Annotated in this window: 23 protein-coding genes and 1 tRNA gene; 14 read left to right on the top strand and 10 right to left on the bottom strand. The window is 71.6% G+C overall.

Annotated features, from left to right (window positions below):
• Positions 1 to 378: 378 nt before the first annotated feature.
• Positions 379 to 1,014 carry a uracil phosphoribosyltransferase gene (gene upp, locus AB0472_RS05365; protein ID WP_189262743.1) on the bottom strand — a complete coding sequence of 212 codons (636 nt, stop codon included), beginning with the start codon at positions 1,012 to 1,014 and terminating at the stop codon, positions 379 to 381.
• A gap of 116 nt (positions 1,015 to 1,130) precedes the next feature.
• On the opposite strand from upp, the gene AB0472_RS05370 reads away from it, so the two are divergent.
• The 4 genes from AB0472_RS05370 (at position 1,131) to AB0472_RS05385 (ending at position 2,899) form a co-directional block, all read left to right on the top strand.
• Positions 1,131 to 1,337: a hypothetical protein gene (locus AB0472_RS05370; RefSeq protein WP_366353588.1), complete on the top strand. Its 207-nt coding sequence runs from the start codon at positions 1,131 to 1,133 to the stop codon at positions 1,335 to 1,337.
• A gap of 384 nt (positions 1,338 to 1,721) precedes the next feature.
• Positions 1,722 to 2,249: a hypothetical protein gene (locus tag AB0472_RS05375; RefSeq protein WP_351485584.1), complete on the top strand. Its 528-nt coding sequence runs from the start codon at positions 1,722 to 1,724 to the stop codon at positions 2,247 to 2,249.
• Positions 2,250 to 2,305: 56 nt separating this feature from the next.
• A complete protein-coding gene (gene tadA / locus AB0472_RS05380) occupies positions 2,306 to 2,737 on the top strand; it encodes a tRNA adenosine(34) deaminase TadA (RefSeq protein ID WP_366353590.1) in 432 nt (143 codons plus the stop codon).
• Between the two features lie 77 nt (positions 2,738 to 2,814).
• Positions 2,815 to 2,899, top strand: a tRNA-Ser gene (locus tag AB0472_RS05385).
• A 45-nt stretch (positions 2,900 to 2,944) separates the two neighbouring features.
• On the opposite strand, the gene AB0472_RS05390 is transcribed toward AB0472_RS05385, so the two are convergent.
• Positions 2,945 to 3,148: a PLDc N-terminal domain-containing protein gene (locus AB0472_RS05390; protein ID WP_366353592.1), complete on the bottom strand. Its 204-nt coding sequence runs from the start codon at positions 3,146 to 3,148 to the stop codon at positions 2,945 to 2,947.
• 261 nt (positions 3,149 to 3,409) lie between these two features.
• Between AB0472_RS05390 and AB0472_RS05395 the strand changes: the two genes are divergently transcribed.
• The 5 genes from AB0472_RS05395 (at position 3,410) to AB0472_RS05415 (ending at position 7,144) form a co-directional block, all read left to right on the top strand.
• The gene (locus AB0472_RS05395; RefSeq protein WP_366353594.1) at positions 3,410 to 3,586 is read left to right on the top strand and encodes a hypothetical protein; all 177 of its coding nucleotides are present in this window, start codon (positions 3,410 to 3,412) and stop codon (positions 3,584 to 3,586) included.
• 17 nt (positions 3,587 to 3,603) lie between these two features.
• Positions 3,604 to 3,897, top strand: coding sequence for a Dabb family protein (locus AB0472_RS05400; protein ID WP_366353596.1), 294 nt, complete (start codon positions 3,604 to 3,606; stop codon positions 3,895 to 3,897).
• Between the two features lie 184 nt (positions 3,898 to 4,081).
• Positions 4,082 to 4,948, top strand: coding sequence for an RNA polymerase sigma factor SigF (locus tag AB0472_RS05405; protein ID WP_366354053.1), 867 nt, complete (start codon positions 4,082 to 4,084; stop codon positions 4,946 to 4,948).
• A gap of 331 nt (positions 4,949 to 5,279) precedes the next feature.
• Positions 5,280 to 6,206 (top strand): RNA polymerase sigma factor SigF, encoded by a 927-nt coding sequence (locus tag AB0472_RS05410; protein ID WP_366353598.1) that lies wholly within the window; start codon positions 5,280 to 5,282, stop codon positions 6,204 to 6,206.
• Positions 6,207 to 6,256: 50 nt separating this feature from the next.
• Positions 6,257 to 7,144, top strand: coding sequence for a hypothetical protein (locus AB0472_RS05415; protein ID WP_366353600.1), 888 nt, complete (start codon positions 6,257 to 6,259; stop codon positions 7,142 to 7,144).
• Positions 7,145 to 7,250: 106 nt separating this feature from the next.
• On the opposite strand, the gene AB0472_RS05420 is transcribed toward AB0472_RS05415, so the two are convergent.
• The gene (locus tag AB0472_RS05420; protein WP_093501049.1) at positions 7,251 to 7,454 is read right to left on the bottom strand and encodes a hypothetical protein; all 204 of its coding nucleotides are present in this window, start codon (positions 7,452 to 7,454) and stop codon (positions 7,251 to 7,253) included.
• 205 nt (positions 7,455 to 7,659) lie between these two features.
• Here AB0472_RS05420 and AB0472_RS05425 point away from each other — a divergent pair, with 205 nt between their 5' ends.
• From AB0472_RS05425 to AB0472_RS05440, 4 genes are all read left to right on the top strand, one after another.
• Positions 7,660 to 8,247 (top strand): MarR family transcriptional regulator, encoded by a 588-nt coding sequence (locus AB0472_RS05425; RefSeq protein WP_366353601.1) that lies wholly within the window; start codon positions 7,660 to 7,662, stop codon positions 8,245 to 8,247.
• A 20-nt stretch (positions 8,248 to 8,267) separates the two neighbouring features.
• Positions 8,268 to 10,832 (top strand): MFS transporter, encoded by a 2,565-nt coding sequence (locus AB0472_RS05430; RefSeq protein WP_366353603.1) that lies wholly within the window; start codon positions 8,268 to 8,270, stop codon positions 10,830 to 10,832.
• A 115-nt stretch (positions 10,833 to 10,947) separates the two neighbouring features.
• Positions 10,948 to 11,769, top strand: coding sequence for a YceI family protein (locus AB0472_RS05435; RefSeq protein WP_366353604.1), 822 nt, complete (start codon positions 10,948 to 10,950; stop codon positions 11,767 to 11,769).
• Positions 11,770 to 11,823: 54 nt separating this feature from the next.
• On the top strand, positions 11,824 to 12,297 hold the full coding sequence (locus AB0472_RS05440; RefSeq protein ID WP_366353606.1) for a PPOX class F420-dependent oxidoreductase: 474 nt from the start codon (positions 11,824 to 11,826) through the stop codon (positions 12,295 to 12,297).
• A 221-nt stretch (positions 12,298 to 12,518) separates the two neighbouring features.
• Here the strand turns inward: AB0472_RS05440 and AB0472_RS05445 are convergent, their stop codons facing one another.
• The 6 genes from AB0472_RS05445 to AB0472_RS05470 form a co-directional block, all read right to left on the bottom strand.
• Positions 12,519 to 13,256, bottom strand: a complete 738-nt coding sequence (locus AB0472_RS05445) for a TetR/AcrR family transcriptional regulator (protein WP_366353608.1) — start codon at positions 13,254 to 13,256, stop codon at positions 12,519 to 12,521.
• A 239-nt stretch (positions 13,257 to 13,495) separates the two neighbouring features.
• Complete coding sequence (locus AB0472_RS05450; protein ID WP_366353610.1) at positions 13,496 to 15,796, bottom strand: glycosyltransferase family 39 protein; 2,301 nt, start codon at positions 15,794 to 15,796, stop codon at positions 13,496 to 13,498.
• Positions 15,793 to 17,289: a bifunctional glycosyltransferase family 2/GtrA family protein gene (locus AB0472_RS05455; protein ID WP_366353612.1), complete on the bottom strand. Its 1,497-nt coding sequence runs from the start codon at positions 17,287 to 17,289 to the stop codon at positions 15,793 to 15,795. The genes AB0472_RS05450 and AB0472_RS05455 overlap by 4 nt, the downstream gene beginning before the upstream one ends.
• Positions 17,290 to 17,303: 14 nt before the next feature.
• The gene (locus AB0472_RS05460; protein WP_366353613.1) at positions 17,304 to 18,932 is read right to left on the bottom strand and encodes a HAMP domain-containing sensor histidine kinase; all 1,629 of its coding nucleotides are present in this window, start codon (positions 18,930 to 18,932) and stop codon (positions 17,304 to 17,306) included.
• A complete protein-coding gene (locus tag AB0472_RS05465; RefSeq protein WP_366353614.1) occupies positions 18,929 to 19,669 on the bottom strand; it encodes a response regulator transcription factor in 741 nt (246 codons plus the stop codon). Before AB0472_RS05465 ends, AB0472_RS05460 begins: the two co-directional genes overlap by 4 nt.
• A 268-nt stretch (positions 19,670 to 19,937) precedes the next feature.
• Positions 19,938 to 20,810 carry a DUF2797 domain-containing protein gene (locus tag AB0472_RS05470; RefSeq protein ID WP_366353616.1) on the bottom strand — a complete coding sequence of 291 codons (873 nt, stop codon included), beginning with the start codon at positions 20,808 to 20,810 and terminating at the stop codon, positions 19,938 to 19,940.
• A 456-nt stretch (positions 20,811 to 21,266) separates the two neighbouring features.
• Between AB0472_RS05470 and AB0472_RS05475 the strand changes: the two genes are divergently transcribed.
• Positions 21,267 to 21,593: a hypothetical protein gene (locus AB0472_RS05475; protein WP_366353617.1), complete on the top strand. Its 327-nt coding sequence runs from the start codon at positions 21,267 to 21,269 to the stop codon at positions 21,591 to 21,593.
• A 126-nt stretch (positions 21,594 to 21,719) separates the two neighbouring features.
• Here AB0472_RS05475 and AB0472_RS05480 read toward each other — a convergent pair whose 3' ends face one another.
• Positions 21,720 to 22,082 (bottom strand): HGxxPAAW family protein, encoded by a 363-nt coding sequence (locus AB0472_RS05480; RefSeq protein WP_366353619.1) that lies wholly within the window; start codon positions 22,080 to 22,082, stop codon positions 21,720 to 21,722.
• Between the last annotated feature and the right edge of the window lie 20 nt (positions 22,083 to 22,102).

The following is a 22,102-nucleotide window of genomic DNA, read 5'->3' on the forward strand; positions in this document are numbered from 1 at the left end:
ACAAGCCACGACAAACCAGCGGCCGCCGACACACCCGCCGCCCCAGCGGTCAAAAAGCCGGGAGCACCTGAAACAGACGGCTCACCAGGCGGCCCAAAAGAGGCGCGGGAAACCGCGCAACAAGCCACGACAAACCAGCGGCCGCCGACACACCCGCCGCCCCAGCGGTCAAAAAGCCGGGAGCACCTGAAACAGACGGCTCACCAGGCGGCCCGAAGGGGCGCGGGGAACTGCGCGACAAGCCACGACGGGCCCGCGGCCGCCGACGCGTCCGTGACGCTTACGGCGCGGAGGCGAGCGCCCCGCCGCCGGGCTCCGGCGTCTTGGCCGGTCGCCGTGACGGCGGGCGGCGGGTGAAGAGGTGGGGCGGACCGGCCGTTACTCGGCCGCGCCGTAGAGTCGGTCGCCCGCGTCGCCCAGCCCCGGCACGATGTAGCCGTGCTCGTTGAGGTGGTCGTCGACCGCCGCCGTCACGACCGTGACCGGCGTCCCCGCCAGCTCCCGCTCCATGAGCTCGACGCCCTCCGGCGCGGCCAGCAGGACGACCGCCGTCACGTCGTCCGCGCCGCGCCTGATGAGCTCGCGGATCGCCGCGACCAGCGTGCCGCCGGTGGCCAGCATCGGGTCCAGGACGTACACCTGACGCCCGGAGAGGTCCTCCGGCATCCGCGAGGCGTACGTGGACGCCTGCAACGTCTCCTCGTTGCGGATCATGCCCAGGAAGCCCACCTCGGCGGTCGGCAGCAGCCGCACCATGCCGTCCAGCATGCCGAGCCCGGCCCGCAGGATCGGCACCACCAGCGGCCGCGGCCGGGCGAGCTTGACGCCGGTCGTGGCGGCCACCGGGGTCTGGATGTCGACGGCCTCGGTCCGCACGTCCCGCGTCGCCTCGTAGGCGAGCAGGGTGACCAGTTCGTCGGCGAGCCGCCGGAACGTCGCGGAGTCGGTGCGCTGGTCGCGCAGCGTGGTGAGCTTGTGGGCGACCAGGGGGTGGTCGACGACGTGGAGACGCATGTCCACAACAGTAACCGCGCCCCCTCACACCTCGCGCACGCCCGCGCGGCTCCACGCTGGCATCAAACCCCCCATCCGGGGGAAAGTGGTGGTGTCGGACTGGGGGTGATGTGACCGTGCCCGAGCATCCCGAGCCGCCCGAGCGGCCGGACCGTGCGTACGGCGCGCCCGAGGGTGAGACGGAGGCCGAGCGGCGGCGCCGCCGGGCCCGGTTCCTGCGCGAGCTCGCCGAGGCGCGGGCGCTGCGCGACCGGGTCCAGCCCCGCCGTGCCAAGGTGGCCCGCCTGCGGCACGCGATGCGCATGCGGACGTTCCGCTGGTAGGAATCGCCAGGACACGTCGAGGGACGGCGAGAGACGGCAAGCCGCGGCAACAGTCGTAAAGCCGATCCTTCGGCAAAGATCCACTCCTTGTGACGCGTTGCGGTCCGTCACGGGGAAGGCCGTGCGTGGGCCGCGGGAAAACCCGCGTACGATCCGCAGGTGGCGGCAACGAGTGCGCTGGTGACTGCGTTGACGGGCGCATGGATGGCTCTTTGCATACGTGCGATCAAAACTGCCAGACACAGGGAGCCGAAGACGTCCCCTGAACGCCTTGTTTCTGCCACGATTCCGAGTGGGCGGGGCTCGGAGCACAGCTCTCCCCGCTCAGAACCTCCGCCGGGGGGACCCCCAACCGGCACGCCTAAGACCAGTGGGAGAGTCACGGTGTACTTCGCCGCACTGCTCGCGCGCACCGAAGACGGGTGGGAAGCGAGCGACACAGAGCTCGACGATGTGGAGACCCTGTCGGACCTGGCCGACCTGGCCCGGGAATCGGCGCCGGACGCCGACGACACGGTGCTCGTCTTCATCGAGCAGGAAGACGCGTGGTTCGGCGTCGTGCGCGTCGACGGCGAGGAGGACCCCCGGGTCTTCGTCTCCAACGCAGCCGCCGCCGCCCGCAGCTCGTACGGCGAGCTGCTGCTCACCGACGAACTGCTCGGAAGGGAGCCCAAGGACGACGCCGACGACCTGGACGCCCTCGACCTCGACGGCACCGAGGACGGTGAGCCGGATGCCGAGGAGGACGACGACGCGGACGGTTCCGCCGTGCCGGCCGGCCCGGTCGGCGACGCCGCGATCCTGGACGACCTGGGCGTGAGCGCGAAGGAACTGCTGTCCCTGGACGAGGACGCGCTCGGCGAGATCGCCGAGGCCCTGGGCGCCTCCGACGTCCTGGAGACCGTCCGCTGACCCTCCACGAGGCATCCGGGTCCCCCGACCCGGTACGCGACCGCTGGCGGGCCGCGATGCGGCTCGCCCTGGACGAGGCCGGCCGGGCCGTCCGGGGCGGGGACGTCCCCGTCGGCGCCGTCGTGCTGTCCCCGGACGGTACGACGGTCCTCGCGGCCGGGCACAACGAACGCGAGGCCACCGGCGACCCCACCGCGCACGCCGAGGTCCTCGCCCTGCGCCGGGCCGCCGCGGCGCTCGGGGAGTGGCGGCTCACCGGCTGCACCCTGGTCGTCACGCTGGAGCCCTGCACGATGTGTGCCGGTGCCCTGGTCCAGTCCCGGGTGGACCGGGTCGTCTACGGCGCCCGCGACGAGAAGGCGGGCGCCGCGGGGTCCCTCTGGGACGTCGTCCGCGACCGGCGCCTGAACCACCGCCCCGAGGTCGTCGAGGGCGTCCTGGCGGACGACTCCGCCCGCCTCCTCACGGACTTCTTCCGCACCCGCTGACCCGCCCGCCGGGGGCGCTCCCCGCCCGTCGAATACCGATTTCGGAGCACGGCCTCCCGTGCTGTAAGGTCTCCCTCGGTAGCGTGTCCGAGCGGCCGAAGGAGCTCGCCTCGAAAGCGAGTGTGGCGCAAGTCACCGAGGGTTCAAATCCCTCCGCTACCGCTGTCGGAGGAAGGGCGGTCCCGTACGGGACCGCCCTTCCTCCGGTTACGCCGGCTGCTCGGGGCGCTTGCCCGCGTAGTTCCACACGAGGGCCCCGAAGACCGGGGCGTGCAGCAGGAACAGCAGCCAGAGCCACTTGGGGACGTACCTGACCCGCGCCTTCGGCGTGCGGACGCAGTCGAGCAGTGCCGCCACGACGAGCACGATCAGCAGGGTGACGAGCCCGAAGGCCATCGCCGTCATCAGCATCCGTGTTCTCCTTCTCGCCCCGGGTCGGCCCGGGTTCGCCTCCGTCGTCTCGGCCCTTCATCGGAGCGGAACCCCCGATCGGTTCACGGGGCCGGTTCACGGGGCCGGTTCACGCCGCCCGTTCACAGGGCCGGTTCAGGCGATCGGTTCGGAGAAAAAGCCCCGCACACATCGCGCCGTTGGTCATACAAAACGATCGGAGGGTTACACTCGCGCCCGGCAACCGGGGGAGCCCGGGGGAAGTGACAGGGGAGAGGCCAGGTGGCGGTGAACGCCAAGAAGATCGCCGTCTACGTACTCGTGATCTTCGCGCTCTACGTGATCATCACGGACCCGCCCAAGGCGGCAGACTGGATCCAGGTAGTGTTTCAGGGCATATCGGACGCCGCGAAGGCCGTCGGTGACTTCTTCACCTGGCTGGCCGACGGGGCGAAGTAGACGCGCCGGGAGTTCTCATGATCCGCCACCTGGTCCTCTTCAAGCTCAACGAGGGCGTCGAGCGCGATGATCCGCGGGTCGTCGCGGGCGCCCGGGCCTTCGCAGCCCTCGGCGACCAGATCGAGGAGCTGCGCTTCTGGGAGTGCGGCTGGAACATCAGCGACCGCCCCATCGCCCACGACTTCGCCATCAACTCGGCGGTCGAGGACCGGGACGCGCTCAAGCGGTACCTGGAGCACCCGGCACACCAGGCGGGCGTGGCGCAGTGGCGGGAGTTCGCCACATGGGTGATCGCCGACTACGAGTTCTGAGCCGGACGGCCGCTTCCGCATCCCGAGCCCTCTGCCCGCCGGACAGGGGGCTTTGCTGTGCCGCATGCCTCAACTTGCCCGTATTAATACCCAACACGACGTTACCAGGTGCTTGCACACAGTGCACATGTCTTGTGATGCTATGACCGCTTTTGACGGATGATTGACCGATGAAGAGGTGGCGTTGACCGTGTCGGCCAGTTCTGCGCCGCCCCAGGAAGAGGCGCCCGCCCCAGCCCAGACCCCCGCCGCTCCCGCCCAAGCCGCCGCCCCCGCCCCGGAGAAGCGGCGGGGCGCCGACACCCGGGCGCTGACCCTGGTGCTCTTCGGGCAGCTCAAGGAGCTCAAGCCGGGCACGCCGGAGCACAACCGCGTGCGCGCGGCGCTCATCGAGGCGAACCTCCCGCTCGTGCGCTACGCGGCCGCCCGCTTCCGCTCCCGCAACGAGCCGATGGAGGACGTCGTCCAGGTCGGCACCATCGGGCTCATCAACGCCATCGACCGCTTCGACCCCGACCGGGGCGTGCAGTTCCCGACCTTCGCGATGCCGACCGTCGTCGGGGAGATCAAGCGCTACTTCCGGGACAACGTCCGCACCGTGCACGTACCGCGCCGGCTGCACGAGCTGTGGGTGCAGGTCAACAGCGCGACCGAGGACCTGACCACCGCCTTCGGACGCTCCCCCTCCACCGCCGAGATCGCCGAGCGGCTGCGGATCAGCGAGGAGGAGGTGCTCTCCTGCATCGAGGCCGGCCGGTCGTACCACGCGACCTCCCTGGAGGCCGCGCAGGAGGGCGACGGGCTGCCGGGCCTCCTCGACCGCATCGGCTACGAGGACCCGGCCCTGGACGGCGTGGAACACCGCGACCTGGTCCGCCACCTGCTCGTCCAACTCCCTGAACGGGAGCAGCGGATCCTCCTGCTGCGCTACTACAGCAACCTCACCCAGTCCCAGATCAGCGCGGAGCTCGGCGTCTCCCAGATGCACGTCTCCCGCCTCCTGGCCCGCAGCTTCCAGCGCCTGCGCTCGGCCAACCGCATCGAGGCATAGGCCCCACCCCCGGGGGGACCGTTACCGGCCCGAGACCGGCCCCAGGCGACTTGGTGAAGCCGTAACCGCGCACAGGATCGAGCCATCACCGCCCCGAGCGAATCGCTCACCAGCGCACTTCCCGACAGTTGAGGGGCGAAAAAGCGTCAGACCCCCTTCTTCCAGGGCGGATTCACGTCTCGCATGTCGACATGTCACTACAGCGTGTTGCCGACATGTGACATTCTGCGGGAAGCGCGTTTGCAGGGGCTCCGGCTCCGGTATTCAGGTGAAGGCATCGTTCCTCGCACGGAACGCCGCCGCGACCGTCCCGCGACCCAAAGGGGGTGGCATGTCCGCAGACCAGGGCAGCTCGAAGGTGCTTACGCCCACGAACAGCGAGGCAGCGCCCAAGCAGCTCGACGCCATCGACGTGCTCGACAGCATCGATGGCGCGATCGACGGCGCTCCGGCGCTGGAGGCCCCTCCGGCCCCGGAGCTCCCGAACGCCTCGGAGAGCCTCGACACCCGCACCCTGTCCCGCTCCCTGTTCCTGCGCCTTGCCGCACTCGACGAGGACAGCCCCGAGCGTGCCTACGTCCGGGACACCCTGATCGAACTCAACCTCCCCCTCGTGCGCTACGCGGCGGCCCGCTTCCGCAGCCGCAACGAGCCGATGGAGGACATCGTCCAGGTCGGCACGATCGGCCTGATCAAGGCGATCGACCGCTTCGACTGCGAACGGGGCGTGGAGTTCCCCACGTTCGCGATGCCGACGGTCGTGGGCGAGATCAAGCGCTTCTTCCGCGACACCTCGTGGTCGGTCCGCGTCCCGCGCCGCCTCCAGGAGCTGCGGCTGGCCCTCACCAAGGCCAGCGACGAACTCTCCCAGAAACTGGACCGCTCCCCGACGGTGACGGAGCTGGCGGCCGTCCTGGGCGTCTCCGAGGAGGACGTGGTCGACGGCCTCGCCGTCGGCAACGCGTACACCGCCTCCTCCCTCGACTCCCCGGCCCCCGAGGACGACGGCGGCGAGGGCTCCCTGGCCGACCGCCTCGGCTACGAGGACACCGCCCTGGAGGGCGTCGAGTACCGCGAGTCGCTCAAGCCGCTCCTCGCCAAGCTCCCGCCGCGCGAGCGCCGGATCATCATGCTCCGTTTCTTCGCGAACATGACCCAGTCGCAGATCGGCGAGGAGGTCGGCATCTCCCAGATGCACGTCTCCCGCCTGCTGACCCGCACCCTGGCCCAGCTCCGCGAGGGCCTGATCTCGGACTGAAGTCGCGCCTACGGGTTCCTTACTGACGGAGTGTCAGCCACACTGGCGCGATGCCTCTCCGCAGGACACGGATCCGTAGGACGCAGCTCCTCAGGACGCAGATCCGCAGGACGCAGATCCGCAGGACGCCGGGCAGCGACACGTCCGGCAGCGAAAAGCCGCATGGCCGGGGGGCCGATGCCCCCGCGGCGCCGGTGGCCGGTCCTGCGCGGCCGGGCAGGGCGCCCGGCCGCGGGTGGGGCACCGGCACGGCGGCCTCCGCCGTCGCCGTCTGCCTGACCTCCGCGCTCACGGCGTGCGCGGGCGGCGGCCACGCCGGCTACACGGCGGTGGGTGCCGCGGGCGGCGCGCCGAGCGCGTCGGCGCGGCCGACGGGGTCGGTGACACTGGTCCCCCTGGACGGCGCGAGGGGGGCGGAGGGGCCGACGGCCCGGGCGGGCGGGCGCGAGCCGACCCCGGCCGACACCACAGCCGCAACGGGCACCACAACGGCCACAGCCACCTCGCCGTCCCTCACGACGGCTTCCCCCGGCCCCTCTTCCGGCCACGACGGCGGCCGGCCCTCACGGAGCGATCCGGCGTCGCCCGACCCAGCACGGCCCGGCACCTCTTCGGCCACGCCTTCGCCCGCGCCCGCCGCCCTCACCTGGAGCACCCCCACCCGCGAGGCCACCGACAGGCGCTGGTGCGAGAAAGTGACCGTCACCTTCACCAACTCCGGTGGTACGGCGGTGCGTTCCGGCACGGTCACGCTCGGCACGCACATCATCGGCCTGCTGGGCATCGACTGGTCGACGGTCACGTCGACGGAACCCGTGCCGGCCCCGGTCGCGCCCGGCTCCCGCAAGGCGCAGACCTGGACGGTCTGCGTGGACGACTGGCGGGTGCCGCTCGGCATGCACGTCGAGACCCGGGTGGTGACCGTCGACTGGAGCTGAGCACGACGAAAGCCCGGGGCACGTGACCCCGGGTTCCCTTCGCCGTACCGGCCGCCGTGACCGCCGTACCGGCCGCGTGACCGCCGTACCTGCCGCCGCGGCCGTCCTACATGAACGCGAGCCAGGCCACCGCCGCCACCACGACCACCGCGGCGACGATGCCGAGGATCAGGCCGAGGCGGGGGCCGGAGCTGGAGTAGGTGGTCGCCGTCTGCTGAGGAGTCTGCGGGGCCTCGTCGACGAACGCGCGGAACATCTGGGTGCTGCCGGCGGGGTCGTAGTTGCCCTGGGGGCCCTGGGTGTTAGCCATGGGCCGAGACACTAGCGAATCCGGGGGTCCGGCCCAAGTGGGGGGCCTCCGTTGCACCCAGTACACCCCACCTGCGTGTTTACGTTCGCAATACTTGTCTTTGCCAAGTTTTTATGCCTGCCTCCGCCGATGTATTTGCCTGTAGCAACCAAGCGGTTCTATGGTTGCCCCAAGCAACGAATACGGTCGTGAGGAGGTGTGCGGGATGGCGGAGCAGGCGCAGTTCGAGGAGCTGGCACGTCAGCTCAGCGCCGTGGGAGCCGTGAAGCGGGACCTGGGCCGCATTCTGCCGCCCGAGTGCCCGACCGGCTCGGCGGCGGTACTGACGCTGCTCGGCCGTCACGGCTCCATGCGCATGAGCAAGCTCGCCGAGCTGCTCGCCGTGGACATGTCCGTGACCAGCCGGCACGTGGCGCACGTCGCCGACCGCGGCTGGATCGAGCGCTCCCCCGATCCGGCGGACAAGCGCTCCCGCATCCTGCGCCTCACCCCCGCGGGCGAGGCGACCCTCGGGGAACTGTCCCGGCGCAGCACCGGACTGCTCGCCGAGCGGCTGGGCGACTGGAGCGACGAGGAGGTCGACCAGCTGATCAGGCTGATGACCCGGCTCCTGGACAGCTTCGGCGACTGCCGGGCGACCGCCCCGCACCCGCGGCCCGCCGCCGTCGGCACGGCGCCCCTCCCGGGCACCCCGAAAGCCACGCCCGAGGCCATGGACAAGGTCACGGTCACCTCCGCCGCCCGCGCCCCCACCCCCGTACTCGAACCGACGACCACCCGTACACCCGCATAAGACGTAAGAAAAGGAAGCCCATGGCAACGACCACACCAGCCGGTGTGCGGGCTCACGCCAAGCACGGGGGAGGCACCGCCGCCGGCTCCGCCGAGCAGGCCCCGATGTCCCACCGGCAGATCATGGAGGCCCTCACCGGGCTGCTGCTCGGCATGTTCGTGGCGATCCTGTCGTCGACGATCGTCACCAACGCCCTGCCGCACATCATCGGCGACCTCGGCGGCGGCCAGTCCGCCTACACCTGGGTCGTCACCGCCTCGCTGCTGGCCATGACGGCCACCACCCCGCTGTGGGGCAAGCTCTCCGACCTGTACAGCAAGAAGGCGCTCGTCCAGATAGCCCTGGTCATCTACGTCACGGGCTCCATGGTCGCCGGCCTGTCGCAGAACCCCGAGATGCTGATCGCCTGCCGTGTCGTCCAGGGCGTCGGGGTCGGCGGTCTGTCGGCGCTCGCCCAGATCGTCATGGCGGCGATGATCTCGCCGCGCGAGCGCGGCCGTTACTCCGGCTACCTGGGCGCGACCTTCGCCGTCGCCACCGTCGGCGGCCCGTTGCTCGGCGGTGTCATCACCGACACCTCGTGGCTGGGCTGGCGCTGGTGCTTCTACGTCGGCGTCCCCTTCGCCGTCATCGCGCTGATCGTGCTGCAGAAGACCCTGCACCTGCCGGTCGTGAAGCGGGACGTCAAGGTCGACTGGGCCGGCGCGTTCTTCGTCGCCGCCGCCGTCTCGCTGCTGCTGGTCTGGGTCACCTTCGCCGGTGACAAGTACGACTGGATCTCCTGGCAGACGTACGCGATGATCGGCGGTTCGATCGTCCTCGGACTGATCTTCGTCCTGGTCGAGTCGAAGGCCAAGGAGCCGATCATCCCGCTGCGGCTGTTCCGCAACCGGACCATCACCCTGGCCTCGCTGGCCTCCCTGTTCGTCGGTGTCGCGATGTTCACCGGCACGGTGTTCTTCAGCCAGTACTTCCAGCTGGCCCGCGACAAGTCCCCGACGATGTCCGGTGTGCTGACGATCCCGATGATCGGCGGTCTGTTCATCTCCTCCACCGTCTCGGGGCAGTTCATCACCCGCACCGGCCGCTGGAAGGCGTGGCTGGTCAGCGGTGGCGTGCTGGTGACGGCGGGCCTCGGCCTGCTCGGCACCATCCGCTACGACACGGCGTACTGGAAGATGTCGATCTTCATGGCGCTGATGGGTCTCGGCATCGGCATGATGATGCAGAACCTGGTGCTCTGCACGCAGAACCAGGTCGCCCCGTCCGACCTCGGCTCGGCCAGCTCCACGGTCACCTTCTTCCGGTCACTGGGCGGTGCGGTCGGCGTCTCGGCGCTGGGCGCGGTGATGGCCAACCGGATCACGCACTACGTCACGGACGGTATCGCCTCCCTCTCCCCCAAGTACCAGGCCGCCCTGGCCGGTTCCAGCTCGTCCACGGACAGCATCCCGGACCTGGGCAAGTACCCGAAGCCGCTGCGTACCCTCGTCGAGAGCGCGTACGGCCACGCCATCGCCGACGTCTTCATGATCGCCGGTGCCCTCGCGGCCCTCGCGTTCCTGATCAGCCTGTTCATCAAGGAGGTTCCGTTGCGGACCAAGGGCGCGCTGGCCCAGGCCGCCGAGGGCGAGGCCGCGGAGGTCCCGGAGACCGTGTCCGCCGCCGTCGCCGCGCCGGTCGCGGCTCCCGCCGAGGAGCAGGTCCCGAGCTGGGCCGTCCCGGTCGTGAGCAGCACCACGGAGGCCGCCGCCGAGCCGGCGACCGCCGGTCTGTTCACCGCCGTGGCCACCATCGCCGGTCCCGAGCAGTCGGCGGGTTCCGGTGCCACCCCGGTGCACGGCTTCGTGCGTGGAGCCGAGAGCGCCCCGGTCGCGCAGGCCGCGGTCACCCTGATCTCGCTCTCCGGCCGCCAGCTGGGCCGGGCGGTCGCCGGCTTCGACGGTTCCTACCGGCTGGACGCGCCCGGTGCGGGCTCGTACGTGCTGATCGCCTCCGCCGACGGCTACCAGCCGCAGGCCGCCACGGTCGTGGTGGGCGAGGAGCCGGTGCCCTACGACATCCTGCTGAGCGGCACCAGCGGCCTGACCGGCGTCGTCCGCGGGGCCGGCAGCACGCTCCCGGTCAAGGACGCGATGGTCATAGTCACCGACGTGCGCGGGGACCTGCTGGCCACCACGGCCACCGGTGACCAGGGCGACTTCCGGTTCGGCGAACTGGTGCCCGGTGTGGTCACGGTCGCGGTGAACGCGGCCGGGTACCGGCCCCGCGCCCTGCCCGTCGAGATCGGCACCGCCGGGGTCACCCGGATCGAGGTCGACCTGGACGCCGGAGCCCAGCTGCAGGGTGTCGTACGGGCCCCGCACGGCCCGCTGGCCGACGCCCGCGTGACCCTCGTGGACGCGGCGGGCAACGTGGTCGGCACGTCCACCACCGGCCTGGACGGCGCGTACGCCTTCGCCGACCTGGACGGCGGCGACTACACCGTGATCGCGACGGGCTACCCGCCGGTCGCCACCGCCCTGAACGTCACGGGCGCCGGTGTCGACGGCCACGACATCGAACTCTCCCACCCGGGCGAGTAGTCCGAACTCCGGCCCGTGGGGGGCGCGCCCACCGGGAGGCGCCCGCCGCGGGCCGGTCTCATGACGACCAATTTGTCATTGCCTGAGTGTTTTAGTGTCTGCAGGGAGAAACGGGATGGGACTGACCGCGAGGATCCGCACCCGGGACGGATGGGCCGTGTCGCACGCGGTCGTCACGGTGACCGACATGACCGGCAGCCAGGTGCTGCGTGCCGAGGCCGACGACGAGGGCACGGTGCGCGACCCGAACCCGCTCGCGCCGGGGGCGTACACCGTCATCGTCACGGCACTGGGCTACGCGCCCGCCGCCTCCAGCGCCATCGTCACCGCGAGCGGCCGCGCCGAGATCGGCACGGTGACGCTGGCACGGGTGGGCGGCACCGAGCTGCCCCCGCCGGGCCCCTGGACGGTCGACCCGGCGCACTCCACGGTCGGCGCGGTCGCCCAGCACCTGGGCATCTCCAGCGTCCGCGGCCGTTTCACGGACTTCGGCGTGGGGATCGAGATCGCCCCCGACGACGTCACCAAGTCCCGTGTCCACGCGGTCATCCAGGCCGCCTCCATCGACACCGGCAACGGCACGCGCGACACCCACCTGCGCTCCGCCGACTTCCTCGACGTCGAACGCCACCCCGAGATCACCTACACCTCGACGGGCCTCACCGCGGCCGGCTCCGACCGCTGGACGGTGCACGGCGAGCTCTCGCTGCACGGCGTCGTACGGCCGGTCGACCTCGCCCTCGCCTACCTCGGCACCGGCGCCGACCCGTGGGGCGGCACCCGTGCCGCGTTCCGCGCGACGACCGAGCTGCACCGCGAGGACTTCGCCATGAACTACAACCAGGTGGTCCAGGCGGGCATCGCAGCCATCGGTACCACCCTCAAGATCGAGCTGGAGATCCAGGCGGTCCAGGGCGAGTCGCTGCCGCAGGCCTGAACATGAGCCCGCCGGGGACAGGCTGAGCGGGCCCCGCGCCCCTAGGCTGGCCCCATGGCACCGAACATCGCGACGAACACCACCGTCTCCCTCGACGATCTGCTGGACTTCGTACGGCCCCGCCACCGCGCGATCCTGCTCACCCGGCGCGCCGACGGCGGCCCGCAGGGGTCGCCGCTGACCTGCGGGGTGGACGACTCCGGGCGCATCGTCGTCTCCACCTACCCCGAGCGGGCCAAGACCCGCAACGCCAAGCGGGACGAGCGGGTCAGCCTGCTCGTCCTGAGCGACGACTGGGACGGGCCGTGGGTGCAGGTGGACGGCCGCGCCGAGGTGATCGACTCGCCCGAGTCGGTGGAGCCGCTGGTGGAGTACTACCGCAACATCGCCGGGGAGCACCCGGACTGGGACGAGTACCGGGCGGCGATGGTGAAGCAGGGGAAGTCGATCATCCGGGTGACGCCGGAGAAGTGGGGGCCGGTGGCCACCGGCGGATTCCCGGCACGGCTGGCTTCGCCGGACGCGTAGGACCGGACGGGTAGGACCGGACGGGTAGGACCGGAGGGTAGGACCGACGGGCGGGACCGGACGGGTAGGACCGGACGGGCGGGACCGGACGGGTAGGACCGGACGGTTAGGCGCAGCTCGCGCTACGTGGGGTCGCCGGCGTCCGGCGCGGTGTTCCCGGCGGCCGCCGCCGGTGTGCGGAGAGTCCGGCGGACGGCGCCGCGGAGCCGGCGGTGGACCCCTCACCGGGCGCGCTTCTCCACCATCGCCTCGATCCCCGCGACCAGCAGGTCCAGCGCGAAGGTGAAGTCCCGGTCCAGCATCTCGGCGACGGTGTCGCCGCCCCGCGCCGCCAGGAGGTCCCTGGACTCCTCGACGATCCGTGCGGTCGCCGGGGTCTCGGTCACCGCGTTCATCGCGGTGGTGAAGTACTCGTCCTGCGTCATGCCGGCCGCCGCCACCCGCTCCGCGAAGTGGCCCTCGATCGTGCCGTAGCCGTAGACGAACTGGAAGACGGCCGAGATCGCGCCGGTCACGCCGTGGGCGGGAAGGCCGGCCCGGCGGACCACCTGCTGGACCACCCGGGAGAAGGCGAGCGAGTGGGGGCCGATGTTGAGGTAGCGGCCGGCCAGCGGGGAGAGCCAGGGGTGGCGGACCAGCAGGGCGCGGTACTCCGTGGCGAGCGCCCGCAGTTGCCCGCGCCAGTCGCCGGCCGCGGCGTCGGGCAGGGCGAGCTCGCCGAAGGCCGCGTCCAGGGCGAGTTCGAGCAGGTCGTCCTTGGTGTCGACGTACCAGTACACCGACATCGCGGTCACGTTGAGCTCGGCCGCCAGCCGCCGCATGGAGAACCTGTCGAGCCCGTCGGCGTCCAGGAGCCGGACGGTGACGGAGGTGATCCTTGCCCGGTCGAGCCCGGACGGCTGACCACTGCGCCCGCCCTTGCCGCCCTTCTCCTCCAGCCACACACTGGCCCGCGCCATAAGCGACACCCTCCTCCACGTCCACCTCTCAAGATGCTAGAACTCCGACGCCCCTGAAAAGGGCGCGGGGTTGTGCCCGATATGCGGCTCCGCCACGTGGGCACGGCACCCGGGCCCGGTGACACCGGCAGCGGGCGGCGGGCGAGGACGAGGTGCGGGTGCCGGGTACCGGGTGGGCGGGGGCACGGCGAAGGGCGGTGCCCGTGGAGGTCACCGCCCTTGTGCCGCTCGGGGAGCCGTCAGCTGGTGCTCGTCTTCTGCGTGAGGTCGTAGAAGGTGGCCGAACCGACCGTCACCTTCTTGAAGTTCTTCTCGACCCAGGAGGAGATCTGCGAGGACGTGCCACTGCTGCCGCCCGCCATGCCGCCGCCGGTGCCGGAGGAGACGAAGTAGTGGATCTTCCCTTCGGCCACGTACTTCTCGAACTGGGCCAACGTCGGGGACGGGTCCGTGCCGTTGAAGCCGCCGATCGCCATCACCGCGTCGCCGGTGGAGAGCTGGTAGCTCGCCGCGTTCTGGGCGCCGACGGCCGCCGCGACCCAGGTGTAGCGGGAGGAGTTCTTCTGCAGCAGCGCCTTGACGTCGGAGGAGACGGTCGCGCCGTTCAGCAGGCCGCCGGCGCCACCGGCCATACCGCCGCCCATGGCACCGGCCTCGCCCGTCCGGCCGCCGCCCGGGAACCCGCCGGTGCCGTTCTGGCCCTGGCCCTGCCCCTGCGTGCTGCCGTTGCCGTTCTGCCGGTTCTGGCCGAAGCCACCGCCGCCCATGCCGCCGCCGAAGCCGCCGGTGCCGCCCGGGAACCCGCCGGCGCCGTTCTGGCCCTGCCCCTGCGTGGTGCCGTTGCCGCCCTGCTGGTTCTGGCCGAAGCCACCGCCCGTGCCGCCGCCGAAGCCGCCCCGGCCGCCGCCGGGACCGCCACCGCCGCCGAAGCCCATCATGCTCGCGCCCGCCGGACCGGCCGTCGGGATGGAGCCGGTGTGCGCGGAGTCCACCGTGGAGAGGGTGTACGCCGTCGGGCCCGCCAGCGCGGCCAGCAGGCCGACCGCGGCCGCGCCGAGGGCGAGCCGCCGCGGGATCCGGCCCGCGAAGATCAGGCCGAGCGCGGCGGCCAGGCCGCCGATCAGGACCAGGTACTTCAGCCAGGGCAGGTAGCTGGAGGTGCGGCCGAGCAGCACGTAGCCCCAGACCGCGGCCGAGACCACGGCGGCGGCGAGGGTGAGCGACGCCCACAGCTCGGCGCGCTTCTCCCAGAGCAGACCCGCGCCCATGCCGACCACGGCGGCGATGTAGGGGGCGAGGGCGACCGTGTAGTACTGGTGGAAGATGCCCGCCATGTAGCTGAACACGATCATGGTCATCAGCAGCGAGCCGCCCCAGACCAGGAACGAGGCCCGGGTCACCGAGGTCCGCTTCAGCCTGCGGGTGGCCACCAGACCGGCGACCAGGAGGATCAGCGCGGCCGGGATCAGCCAGGAGATCTGGCTGCCGATCTCGTCGTTGAACATCCGGTTCCAGCCGGTGGCGCCCCAGCGGCCGGAGCCGGTGCCGCCGCCACCGCCGCCGACGCTGCCGGTCTCGTCGCCGCTGATGCGGCCGAGGCCGTTGTAGCCGAAGGTCAGCGACAGGAAGCTGTTGTCCTGGGAGCCGCCGATGTAGGGGCGGGAGGAGGCGGGCCACAGCTCGACGATCGCCACCCACCAGCCGCCGGAGACGACCAGCGCGCCGGTCGCCAGGGCCAGTTGCCCGATCCGCTTCTTCCAGGTGTGCGGGCCGACGGCCGCGTAGACGAACGCCAGCGCCGGCAGGATGAGGAAGGCCTGGAGGGTCTTGGCGAGGAAGGCGAAGCCGATCGCCACGCCCGCCCACACCAGCCACCCGGTACGCCCGTCCTCGACGGCCCGGACCACGAAGTAGCAGGCCAGCGCCATCAGCAGGGCCAGCATGGCGTCCGGGTTGTCGAACCGGAACATCAGCGCCGCGACCGGGGTGAGCGCGAGCACGGCGCCCGCGATCAGACCGGCCGCGGGGCTGAACCGGCGGCGCACGGAGGCGTAGACGACCGCGACCGTGCCGACGCCCATGAGGACCTCGGGGCCGAGGATCGTCCAGGAGTTCAGGCCGAAGATCCGGGCCGCGATCTCCATCGGCCACAGGAACGCCGAGGGCTTGTCGACGGTGATCGCGTTGCCCGCGTCCAGCGAGCCGAAGAACATCGCCTTCCAGCTCTTGGTGCCGGCCTGGACGGCGGCCGAGTAGAAGGAGTTGGAGTAGCCGTTGACGCTCAGGTCGTAGAAGTACAGGACCGCGGTGGCGAGCAGCAGGCCGAGGAAGGCCGGGCGCACCCAGCGGGGGTCCTCCGGGCGGCCGCGCCACACTCTCCGTACGAACGGCTGCTCGGGCTCACCCGCCCCGGGCGCCGGGGCCGGCGTGACGGCCCCGGCGGCCGGCACGTCCGGTGCGTGCCGAGGCTGCGCGGGAGCCGTGGGCGGCGCGGTCGGGGGCGGGCCCCACTGGGGCGTGTGCTCGGTGTCGGTGCTCATCGGGGGTCCCCCGGCTCGGTGTCGTGGGGGCGCACCGGCTGCAACTGCACGGTGGCGTCCCTCCAGGTGCCGTCCGCGGCTTCACCGGCGCGGAACTGAGTGGTCGTGGTGGTGCCGTTCTGGGCGTACGGCGGGTGCGCCGGGCGCTGCGGGAGCGGGCCCCGCGGCGGATACGGCCGGTATCCGCCGGTCGTGCGGGCCGGGGACGACGGGTGGTGCTGGGCCACCACCGCCGACTCCGGCCGGCCGGTGTCGTCGCGGTCCGGGAAGACCCATGCGCGGAAGAGCAGGAAGCGCAGCACGGTCGCCGCGAGGTTGGCGGCGATCAGCACCGCCAGCTCGGTGGAGTGCGCCGGGTCGCTGCTCGCCGCGTTCAGGGCGGCGAGCGAGCCACTGGTCAGCGCGAGGCCGATACCGAAGACGACCAGGCCCTGCGCCTGGTGGCGGACCGCCCCGCCCCGGCCGCGCACCCCGAAGGTCAGGCGCCGGTTGGCGGCCGTGTTCGCCACCGCCGACACCAGCAGGGCGAGCGCGTTGGCGATCTGCGAACCGGAGAACTCGCGGAAGAGGCTGTAGAGGACGAGGTAGAAGAGGGTGGACAGGCCGCCGACCACGCAGAACCCGACGAGCTGGCGGGCCAGGCCCTTCGGCACGTCCTGGACGTCGCGGTCGCGCGGGTCGTCGCCGAACGGGCGGGTGAGCCGGTCCAGCGGCAGCGCGCCGGTGGCCAGCGCCTTGCCCACCCGCCAGACGCCCCTGAGGTCGTCGGTGGCCGTCTTCACGATGTGCACGGTCGAGTCCGGATCGTCCACCCAGTCGACGGGCACCTCGTGGATGCGCAGCCCCGCGCGCTCGGCGAGCACCAGCATCTCGGTGTCGAAGAACCAGCCGGTGTCCTCGATGAGCGGCAGCAGCACCTGTGCGACATCGCGCCGGATAGCCTTGAAGCCGCACTGCGCGTCCGAGAAGCGGGCCTGCAGCGAGCCGCGCAGGATCAGGTTGTACGAGCGGCTGATGAACTCCCGCTTGGCGCCGCGCACCACGCGCGACGAGCGGGCCAGCCGGGAACCGATCGCCAGGTCGGAGTGGCCGGAGATGAGCGGCGCCACCAGCGGCAGCAACGCGTTCAGGTCGGTCGACAGGTCCACGTCCATGTACGCGAGGATCGGCGCGTCCGAGGCCGACCAGACGGTCCGCAGCGCACGGCCGCGGCCCTTCTGCTCCAGCCGGAACGACGTCACCTCGGCGATCTCCGCCGCCAGCCGCTTCGCCACCTGGGGCGTGGTGTCCGTGGACGCGTTGTCCGCGATGGTGATGCGGTATGCGTACGGAAACGTTCGCTTCAGGTGGTCATGCAGTCTGAGGACGCATGGGCCGAGGTCCTTCTCCTCGTTGTAGACGGGGATCACTACGTCCAGGACAGGCGTACCGGCGTTACCGGCCGGGAGGTGCTCCCGCGCCGGCAGGGTGCCGGGAGAAGAGTCGGTTCGCATGGCATCGACTCTCGTCAAGCGCCCTGTTGCACCCATGTGGTGGCACTGTGCTGTGCCTGTGAGTGCGATTGCCAGTTGGTTTCGGGGGCGGGCTGCGGGGCCGCCGGGGCAAGCGCGGGCAGATAGAGGGTGAACACCGTACGGCCGGGCACGCTGTCCACGGTGACGGCGCCGCCGTGTGCGGTCGCGACGGCCTGCACGATGGCGAGCCCGAGGCCGGTGGACCCCGTGGACCGCGACCGCGCGGAGTCACCGCGCGCGAACCGCTCGAAGACGTGCGGCAGCAGGTCCGCCGGTATGCCCTGCCCGTTGTCCTCGACGTCCACGCACATCCACGGCCCGCGCCGCTGGATGCGGGCGGTGACGGTGGTCCCCGGCGGGGTGTGCTTGCGCGCGTTGCCGAGCAGGTTGATCAGCACCTGCTGGATCCGGGCCGCGTCGGCGGCGACCGGCGCCGGCTCGTCGGGCAGGTCCAGGCGCCAGTTGTGGTCCATGCCGGCGGCACGCGTGTCGCTGATCGTGTCGACGACGAGCGGGATGAGGTCGGTGTGCTCGAACTGCAGCGGACGCCCCGCGTCCAGCCGGGCGAGCAGCAGCAGGTCCTCCACGAGCAGGGTCATCCGCCCGGCCTCGGACTCGATCCGGCCGAGGGCGTGCCGGGTGTCCGGCCCGACCTGCTCCCTGCCCCGCCGGGTCAGCTCGGCGTACCCGCGGATGGAGGCGAGCGGGGTGCGCAGCTCGTGACTGGCGTCGGCGACGAACTGCCGTACCCGCATCTCGCTCTGCTGGCGGGCGTGCAGGGCGCCGTGCACGTGGTTGAGCATGCGGTTGAGCGCGGAGCCGACCTGGCCGACCTCGGTGTGCGGGTCGCACTCGGACTCCGGCACCCGCTCGCTGAGGTTCACCTCGCCGGTGTGCAGGGGGAGTTCGGAGACCCGGGTGGCGGTGGCGGCGACCCGGCGCAGGGGGCGGGTGGCGACGCCGACGATGACGGTACCGGCGAGGGTGGCCGCGATCAGGCCGGAGACGGTGACACTGATCTCCACGAGGATCAGCGTGCTGATGGTGCTGTCGGCGTCCTTGGTGGGGATGGCGACGTAGTAGGCGTTGTTGTCGTTGCTGGCGTACGCGACCCGGTAGCTGCCCAGCCCGGGTATGTCGATCGTGTGCGGCTTGTCGTCCTGCGGAACCGAGTTGAGGACCTTCTGCTGGGCCGTCGACAGCGTCTTCGCGCTCATCGAGAAGTTGGCCTGGGTCTTGGACTTCACGCCGACCCGGGAATCGGTGACGTTGCCGTTCACGACCGACGCCGCGATCGTTCCGTCCGGCAGCTGCGGTCCCTTGACGAAATCCTCGAGCGTGGTGACGTGCAGCCCGCCCTGCTGCTGGTTGGGCCCCTTGGAGCCGTTCCTGACCCCGTTCGGCGGCCCGAACTCCCGGGGTGCCACGCGCGCGGCGACCTCGCTCAGCCGGTCGTCCAGCTGACCGTAGAGGTGGGATCGCAGCGCAAGCGTCGTCACCGTGCCGATCACCGCGCAGACCACGGCGATCAGCACCACCGACGCGACGACGAGCCGGGTCCGCAGGGTGCGCGGCTTTCCTGCTCGCAGCTTCTGCGTACGCGGCCGTCGTCGCCCGCTCATGACACGGCTGGCTTGATGAGATAGCCGGCGCCACGCCGGGTGTGGATCATCGGCTCCCGGCCGGCGTCGATCTTCCGTCGCAGGTACGAGATGTAGAGCTCGACCACGTTGGCCTGCCCGCCGAAGTCGTACGACCACACCCGGTCCAGGATCTGGGCCTTGCTGAGCACCCGGCGCGGGTTGCGCATCAGGAAGCGCAGCAGCTCGAACTCGGTGGCGGTGAGGTGGATCGAGTCCCCGGCCCGCGAGACCTCGTGGCTGTCCTCGTCCAAGGTGAGGTCACCGACGACGAGCACGGAGTCCGACCGCCGGTCGGCCGCGCCGGAGCGGCGGATGAGCCCGCGCAGCCGGGCCACGACCTCTTCGAGGCTGAAGGGTTTGGTGACGTAGTCGTCGCCGCCCGCCGTGAGACCCGCGATCCGGTCCTCGACCGCGTCCTTCGCGGTCAGGAACAGCACCGGCACGTCCGGCAGTTCGCGCCGCAGGCGCCCCAGCACGGTGAGGCCGTCCATGTCGGGCAGCATCATGTCGAGGACGACGGCGTCGGGGCGGAACTCCCGGGCGGTCTGGATGGCGCCCTGACCGTCGCCCGCACTCCTGATCTGCCAGCCCTCGTACCGCAGGGCCATGGAAAGGAGTTCGGTGATCGACAGCTCGTCGTCCACCACAAGCACTCGGACGGGGCTCCCGTCCGGCCTCAGCAGTTCGGTGCGCCCCTGGGGCGAGGTCGTGGTCATGGTGGACACCTTGTCGAGGTCCTCTGAGAACACGCTTTCACTAATCTGTGATTTCCCTGAGAAACGCACAGGCGCCTCTCAGGGAACACCTGGGAATCCCCTCACGCGCGCATGAACTCGTGACCTCGCTCGCGCCGGGCTGTGCGGACCATGTCCGTCCGGGCCACGCCCCGGACCGCTCATGAACTGCCGGTGAGCCGCTGATGAGAGCCTACCGACCCGGCGCGGGTCCCGCGCGGCGAGACCTTCCGGCGGGGGCCGCCCGCGCTCAGAAGAGGCCGTCCTGCGGGGTCTCGAACTCCCTTACCGGCACCTGGAGTCGGCCGTCCCCACCGCCCCCCGCAGCGGTCAGTTCCCACCCGGGCAGCAAGCGCGTGTCGAGGACGACGACACCGCGCCGGGTGGCGAGGTGCAGATCCGGCCCGGCCGCCGCGACCAGCTCGCCGCTCAGCACGCCGCCCGGCACCAGCTCGGCCACCTCGCCGACGGCGGCGGCCACCCCGTCCAGCCCGAACACCGCCATGTGGTCGACGACTTGGCACGGCTCCGGGACGAGCGACTCGGGCCAGCCGCCGAGCCCGACAGCAAGCGCGTGCAGTCCCTCGACCTCGGCCGCCCGCGCGGCCCGGTCCGCCGGCAGCAGGGCGCGTACGACGCGCTTGGCGCCGTACGGGATCCGGTCCGGCACCCGGAGCGCGGCCCGCAGCAGCTCCTCGGCCCGCCGGGCGGCCATCAGCGGCCCGGCGCCCAGCCAGCTGAAGCACACGGCCCCCTGCTCCAACAGCCGGGCCGGCCCCCGCTCGACCGCCGTGATCCCCACCTTGACCATGCCGGGCCCGAACCACGCGAGGTACACGTGGTAGGGCCGGGGGTCGTCGGCGAGGGTGTCGGCGGCCACGGAATGCGCCCGGTCCAACCGCGCGCACTCCTCGCACCGGGCCCCGGTGCTCCGCCCCGAGACGGGTGTCCGGGTCGGACAGGCATGTCCGCGCGCCCCCACGCACTCCCGCACACCCCCCTCGGCGACCCCGAAGGCCACCCGCTTCCCCCGGCCGAGCGGACTGCGCCGCCCACCGCTCCAGCGCAGCACCGGGCCGTCGTCCGACCACCGCAGCCCCGAGCATTTCCACACCTGTGCCATCACTCGCGAGGGTAGAGGGCGGCACTGACATTGATGCTGATACTCGGGTTCCGCTGGCTGTGGCTCGGGCACTGACCGACGCCCTGCCGGCTGTCCAACGGCATGGCGGCCCGGGGCGACGAGGATCCGCCCCCGCCGTCCGGCCGAGGCGGGGCCACCCGGACCTGGGGTGTTCTTGATCAGAACTTTCTTGACACAGTTTCGGCCCCACCACGAAGCTCTAGCCGGACGATCTTGCGAGTCGTGCGGCTGAACAGGGCCGACCACCTTGGTACGCAGATCCGTGCGATCGCCACACAACGGGGAGTGATGAGGCTCGCGCAAGCAGCCGGGACCGCGCTTTGGCAGGTTCCTGCCATGTCCGTCGCGCATGGTCCGTCCGGCAGCCCCCCACCCCTCATCGGACGACGCGGATTCCGGTCACGCCGGAACTCCGCCCAGGAGGTATCGACTCGCATGACGACAAGACTTCGTACCGTGCTGGCGAGCGCCGCCGCGCTGATCGCGCTCGGCGCCGCGGGCGCGCCCGCATCGGCGGCCGAGATGCAGCCCATGAGCAAGCACACCGGAACGGCCGGCTGCTTCAACTGGTCCTGGGCCGACGGAGACGTCACCACCACGGTGTACTTCCACAACACCTGCGGCCACGCCGAGTGGATCGACATCGTGTGGACACACGGCGGCGGCGAGTACGAGGCTCCCTACCAGGCCGACGAGAAGGGCAGCTACAAGGACTACGGCGCCGTCAAGAGCATCACCGACATGGGGCGCTGGACGGGGTGACGCGGCACCGCGTGAGCGGTTCGACGCACGCCGGTCGGCGCCGGAGAGTGCTTTCCCGCTGATTCGGCAGGACCCCGCCCGGAGCCGCACGCCCTGGTGCGCGACTCCGGGCGGGGCAGCCGAGGTTCATCTGGTGCTTGTCGCCGGCTCCGTCTCGCCGGCGCCGGCGACCGGCCGGAGCGCGGACGCGGTACGGCGCCCCCGGCCCGCGAGCCGGCACGAGACGCAGCCGGGGTGACCGTCGCGGGCGCCGGTGTCCCGGACCCGGAGGGGCCACTGCGCCCGGGGGCGCGGGCCCGGCGGCTTGCCCCGGCCGGCGAGATGCAGGTACCAGGTGACCAGGACGCTCACGGCGCACACCGCGAGCCCCGCGACCAGGGCGGCGGCCGAGACCGTACACACGCCCAGCCCCAGCAGGCCGCTCCCGACGGTCGCGATCGCGGTACCTGTCCACCCTGCCACCGTGTGGCCTTCGTCGTGCTGACTCACGTACCCGCCTCCCCTTCATA

The sequence above is a fragment of the Streptomyces sp. NPDC086777 genome (assembly GCF_040702065.1).
Taxonomy (GTDB): Bacteria; Actinomycetota; Actinomycetes; order Streptomycetales; family Streptomycetaceae; genus Streptomyces.

Coding starts and splice junctions, on each gene's coding strand:
- AB0472_RS05410 (WP_366353598.1), top strand. CDS start 5,280: ATGTCCGCAGACCAGGGCAGCTCGAAGGTGCTTACGCCCACGAACAGC.
- AB0472_RS05390 (WP_366353592.1), bottom strand. CDS start 3,148: ATGCTGATGACGGCGATGGCCTTCGGGCTCGTCACCCTGCTGATCGTG.
- AB0472_RS05400 (WP_366353596.1), top strand. CDS start 3,604: ATGATCCGCCACCTGGTCCTCTTCAAGCTCAACGAGGGCGTCGAGCGC.
- AB0472_RS05450 (WP_366353610.1), bottom strand. CDS start 15,796: ATGAGCACCGACACCGAGCACACGCCCCAGTGGGGCCCGCCCCCGACC.
- AB0472_RS05425 (WP_366353601.1), top strand. CDS start 7,660: ATGGCGGAGCAGGCGCAGTTCGAGGAGCTGGCACGTCAGCTCAGCGCC.
- AB0472_RS05415 (WP_366353600.1), top strand. CDS start 6,257: ATGCCTCTCCGCAGGACACGGATCCGTAGGACGCAGCTCCTCAGGACG.
- AB0472_RS05435 (WP_366353604.1), top strand. CDS start 10,948: ATGGGACTGACCGCGAGGATCCGCACCCGGGACGGATGGGCCGTGTCG.
- AB0472_RS05475 (WP_366353617.1), top strand. CDS start 21,267: ATGACGACAAGACTTCGTACCGTGCTGGCGAGCGCCGCCGCGCTGATC.
- upp (WP_189262743.1), bottom strand. CDS start 1,014: ATGCGTCTCCACGTCGTCGACCACCCCCTGGTCGCCCACAAGCTCACC.
- tadA (WP_366353590.1), top strand. CDS start 2,306: ATGCGGCTCGCCCTGGACGAGGCCGGCCGGGCCGTCCGGGGCGGGGAC.
- AB0472_RS05460 (WP_366353613.1), bottom strand. CDS start 18,932: ATGAGCGGGCGACGACGGCCGCGTACGCAGAAGCTGCGAGCAGGAAAG.
- AB0472_RS05470 (WP_366353616.1), bottom strand. CDS start 20,810: ATGGCACAGGTGTGGAAATGCTCGGGGCTGCGGTGGTCGGACGACGGC.
- AB0472_RS05455 (WP_366353612.1), bottom strand. CDS start 17,289: ATGCGAACCGACTCTTCTCCCGGCACCCTGCCGGCGCGGGAGCACCTC.
- AB0472_RS05420 (WP_093501049.1), bottom strand. CDS start 7,454: ATGGCTAACACCCAGGGCCCCCAGGGCAACTACGACCCCGCCGGCAGC.
- AB0472_RS05465 (WP_366353614.1), bottom strand. CDS start 19,669: ATGACCACGACCTCGCCCCAGGGGCGCACCGAACTGCTGAGGCCGGAC.
- AB0472_RS05445 (WP_366353608.1), bottom strand. CDS start 13,256: ATGGCGCGGGCCAGTGTGTGGCTGGAGGAGAAGGGCGGCAAGGGCGGG.
- AB0472_RS05440 (WP_366353606.1), top strand. CDS start 11,824: ATGGCACCGAACATCGCGACGAACACCACCGTCTCCCTCGACGATCTG.
- AB0472_RS05430 (WP_366353603.1), top strand. CDS start 8,268: ATGGCAACGACCACACCAGCCGGTGTGCGGGCTCACGCCAAGCACGGG.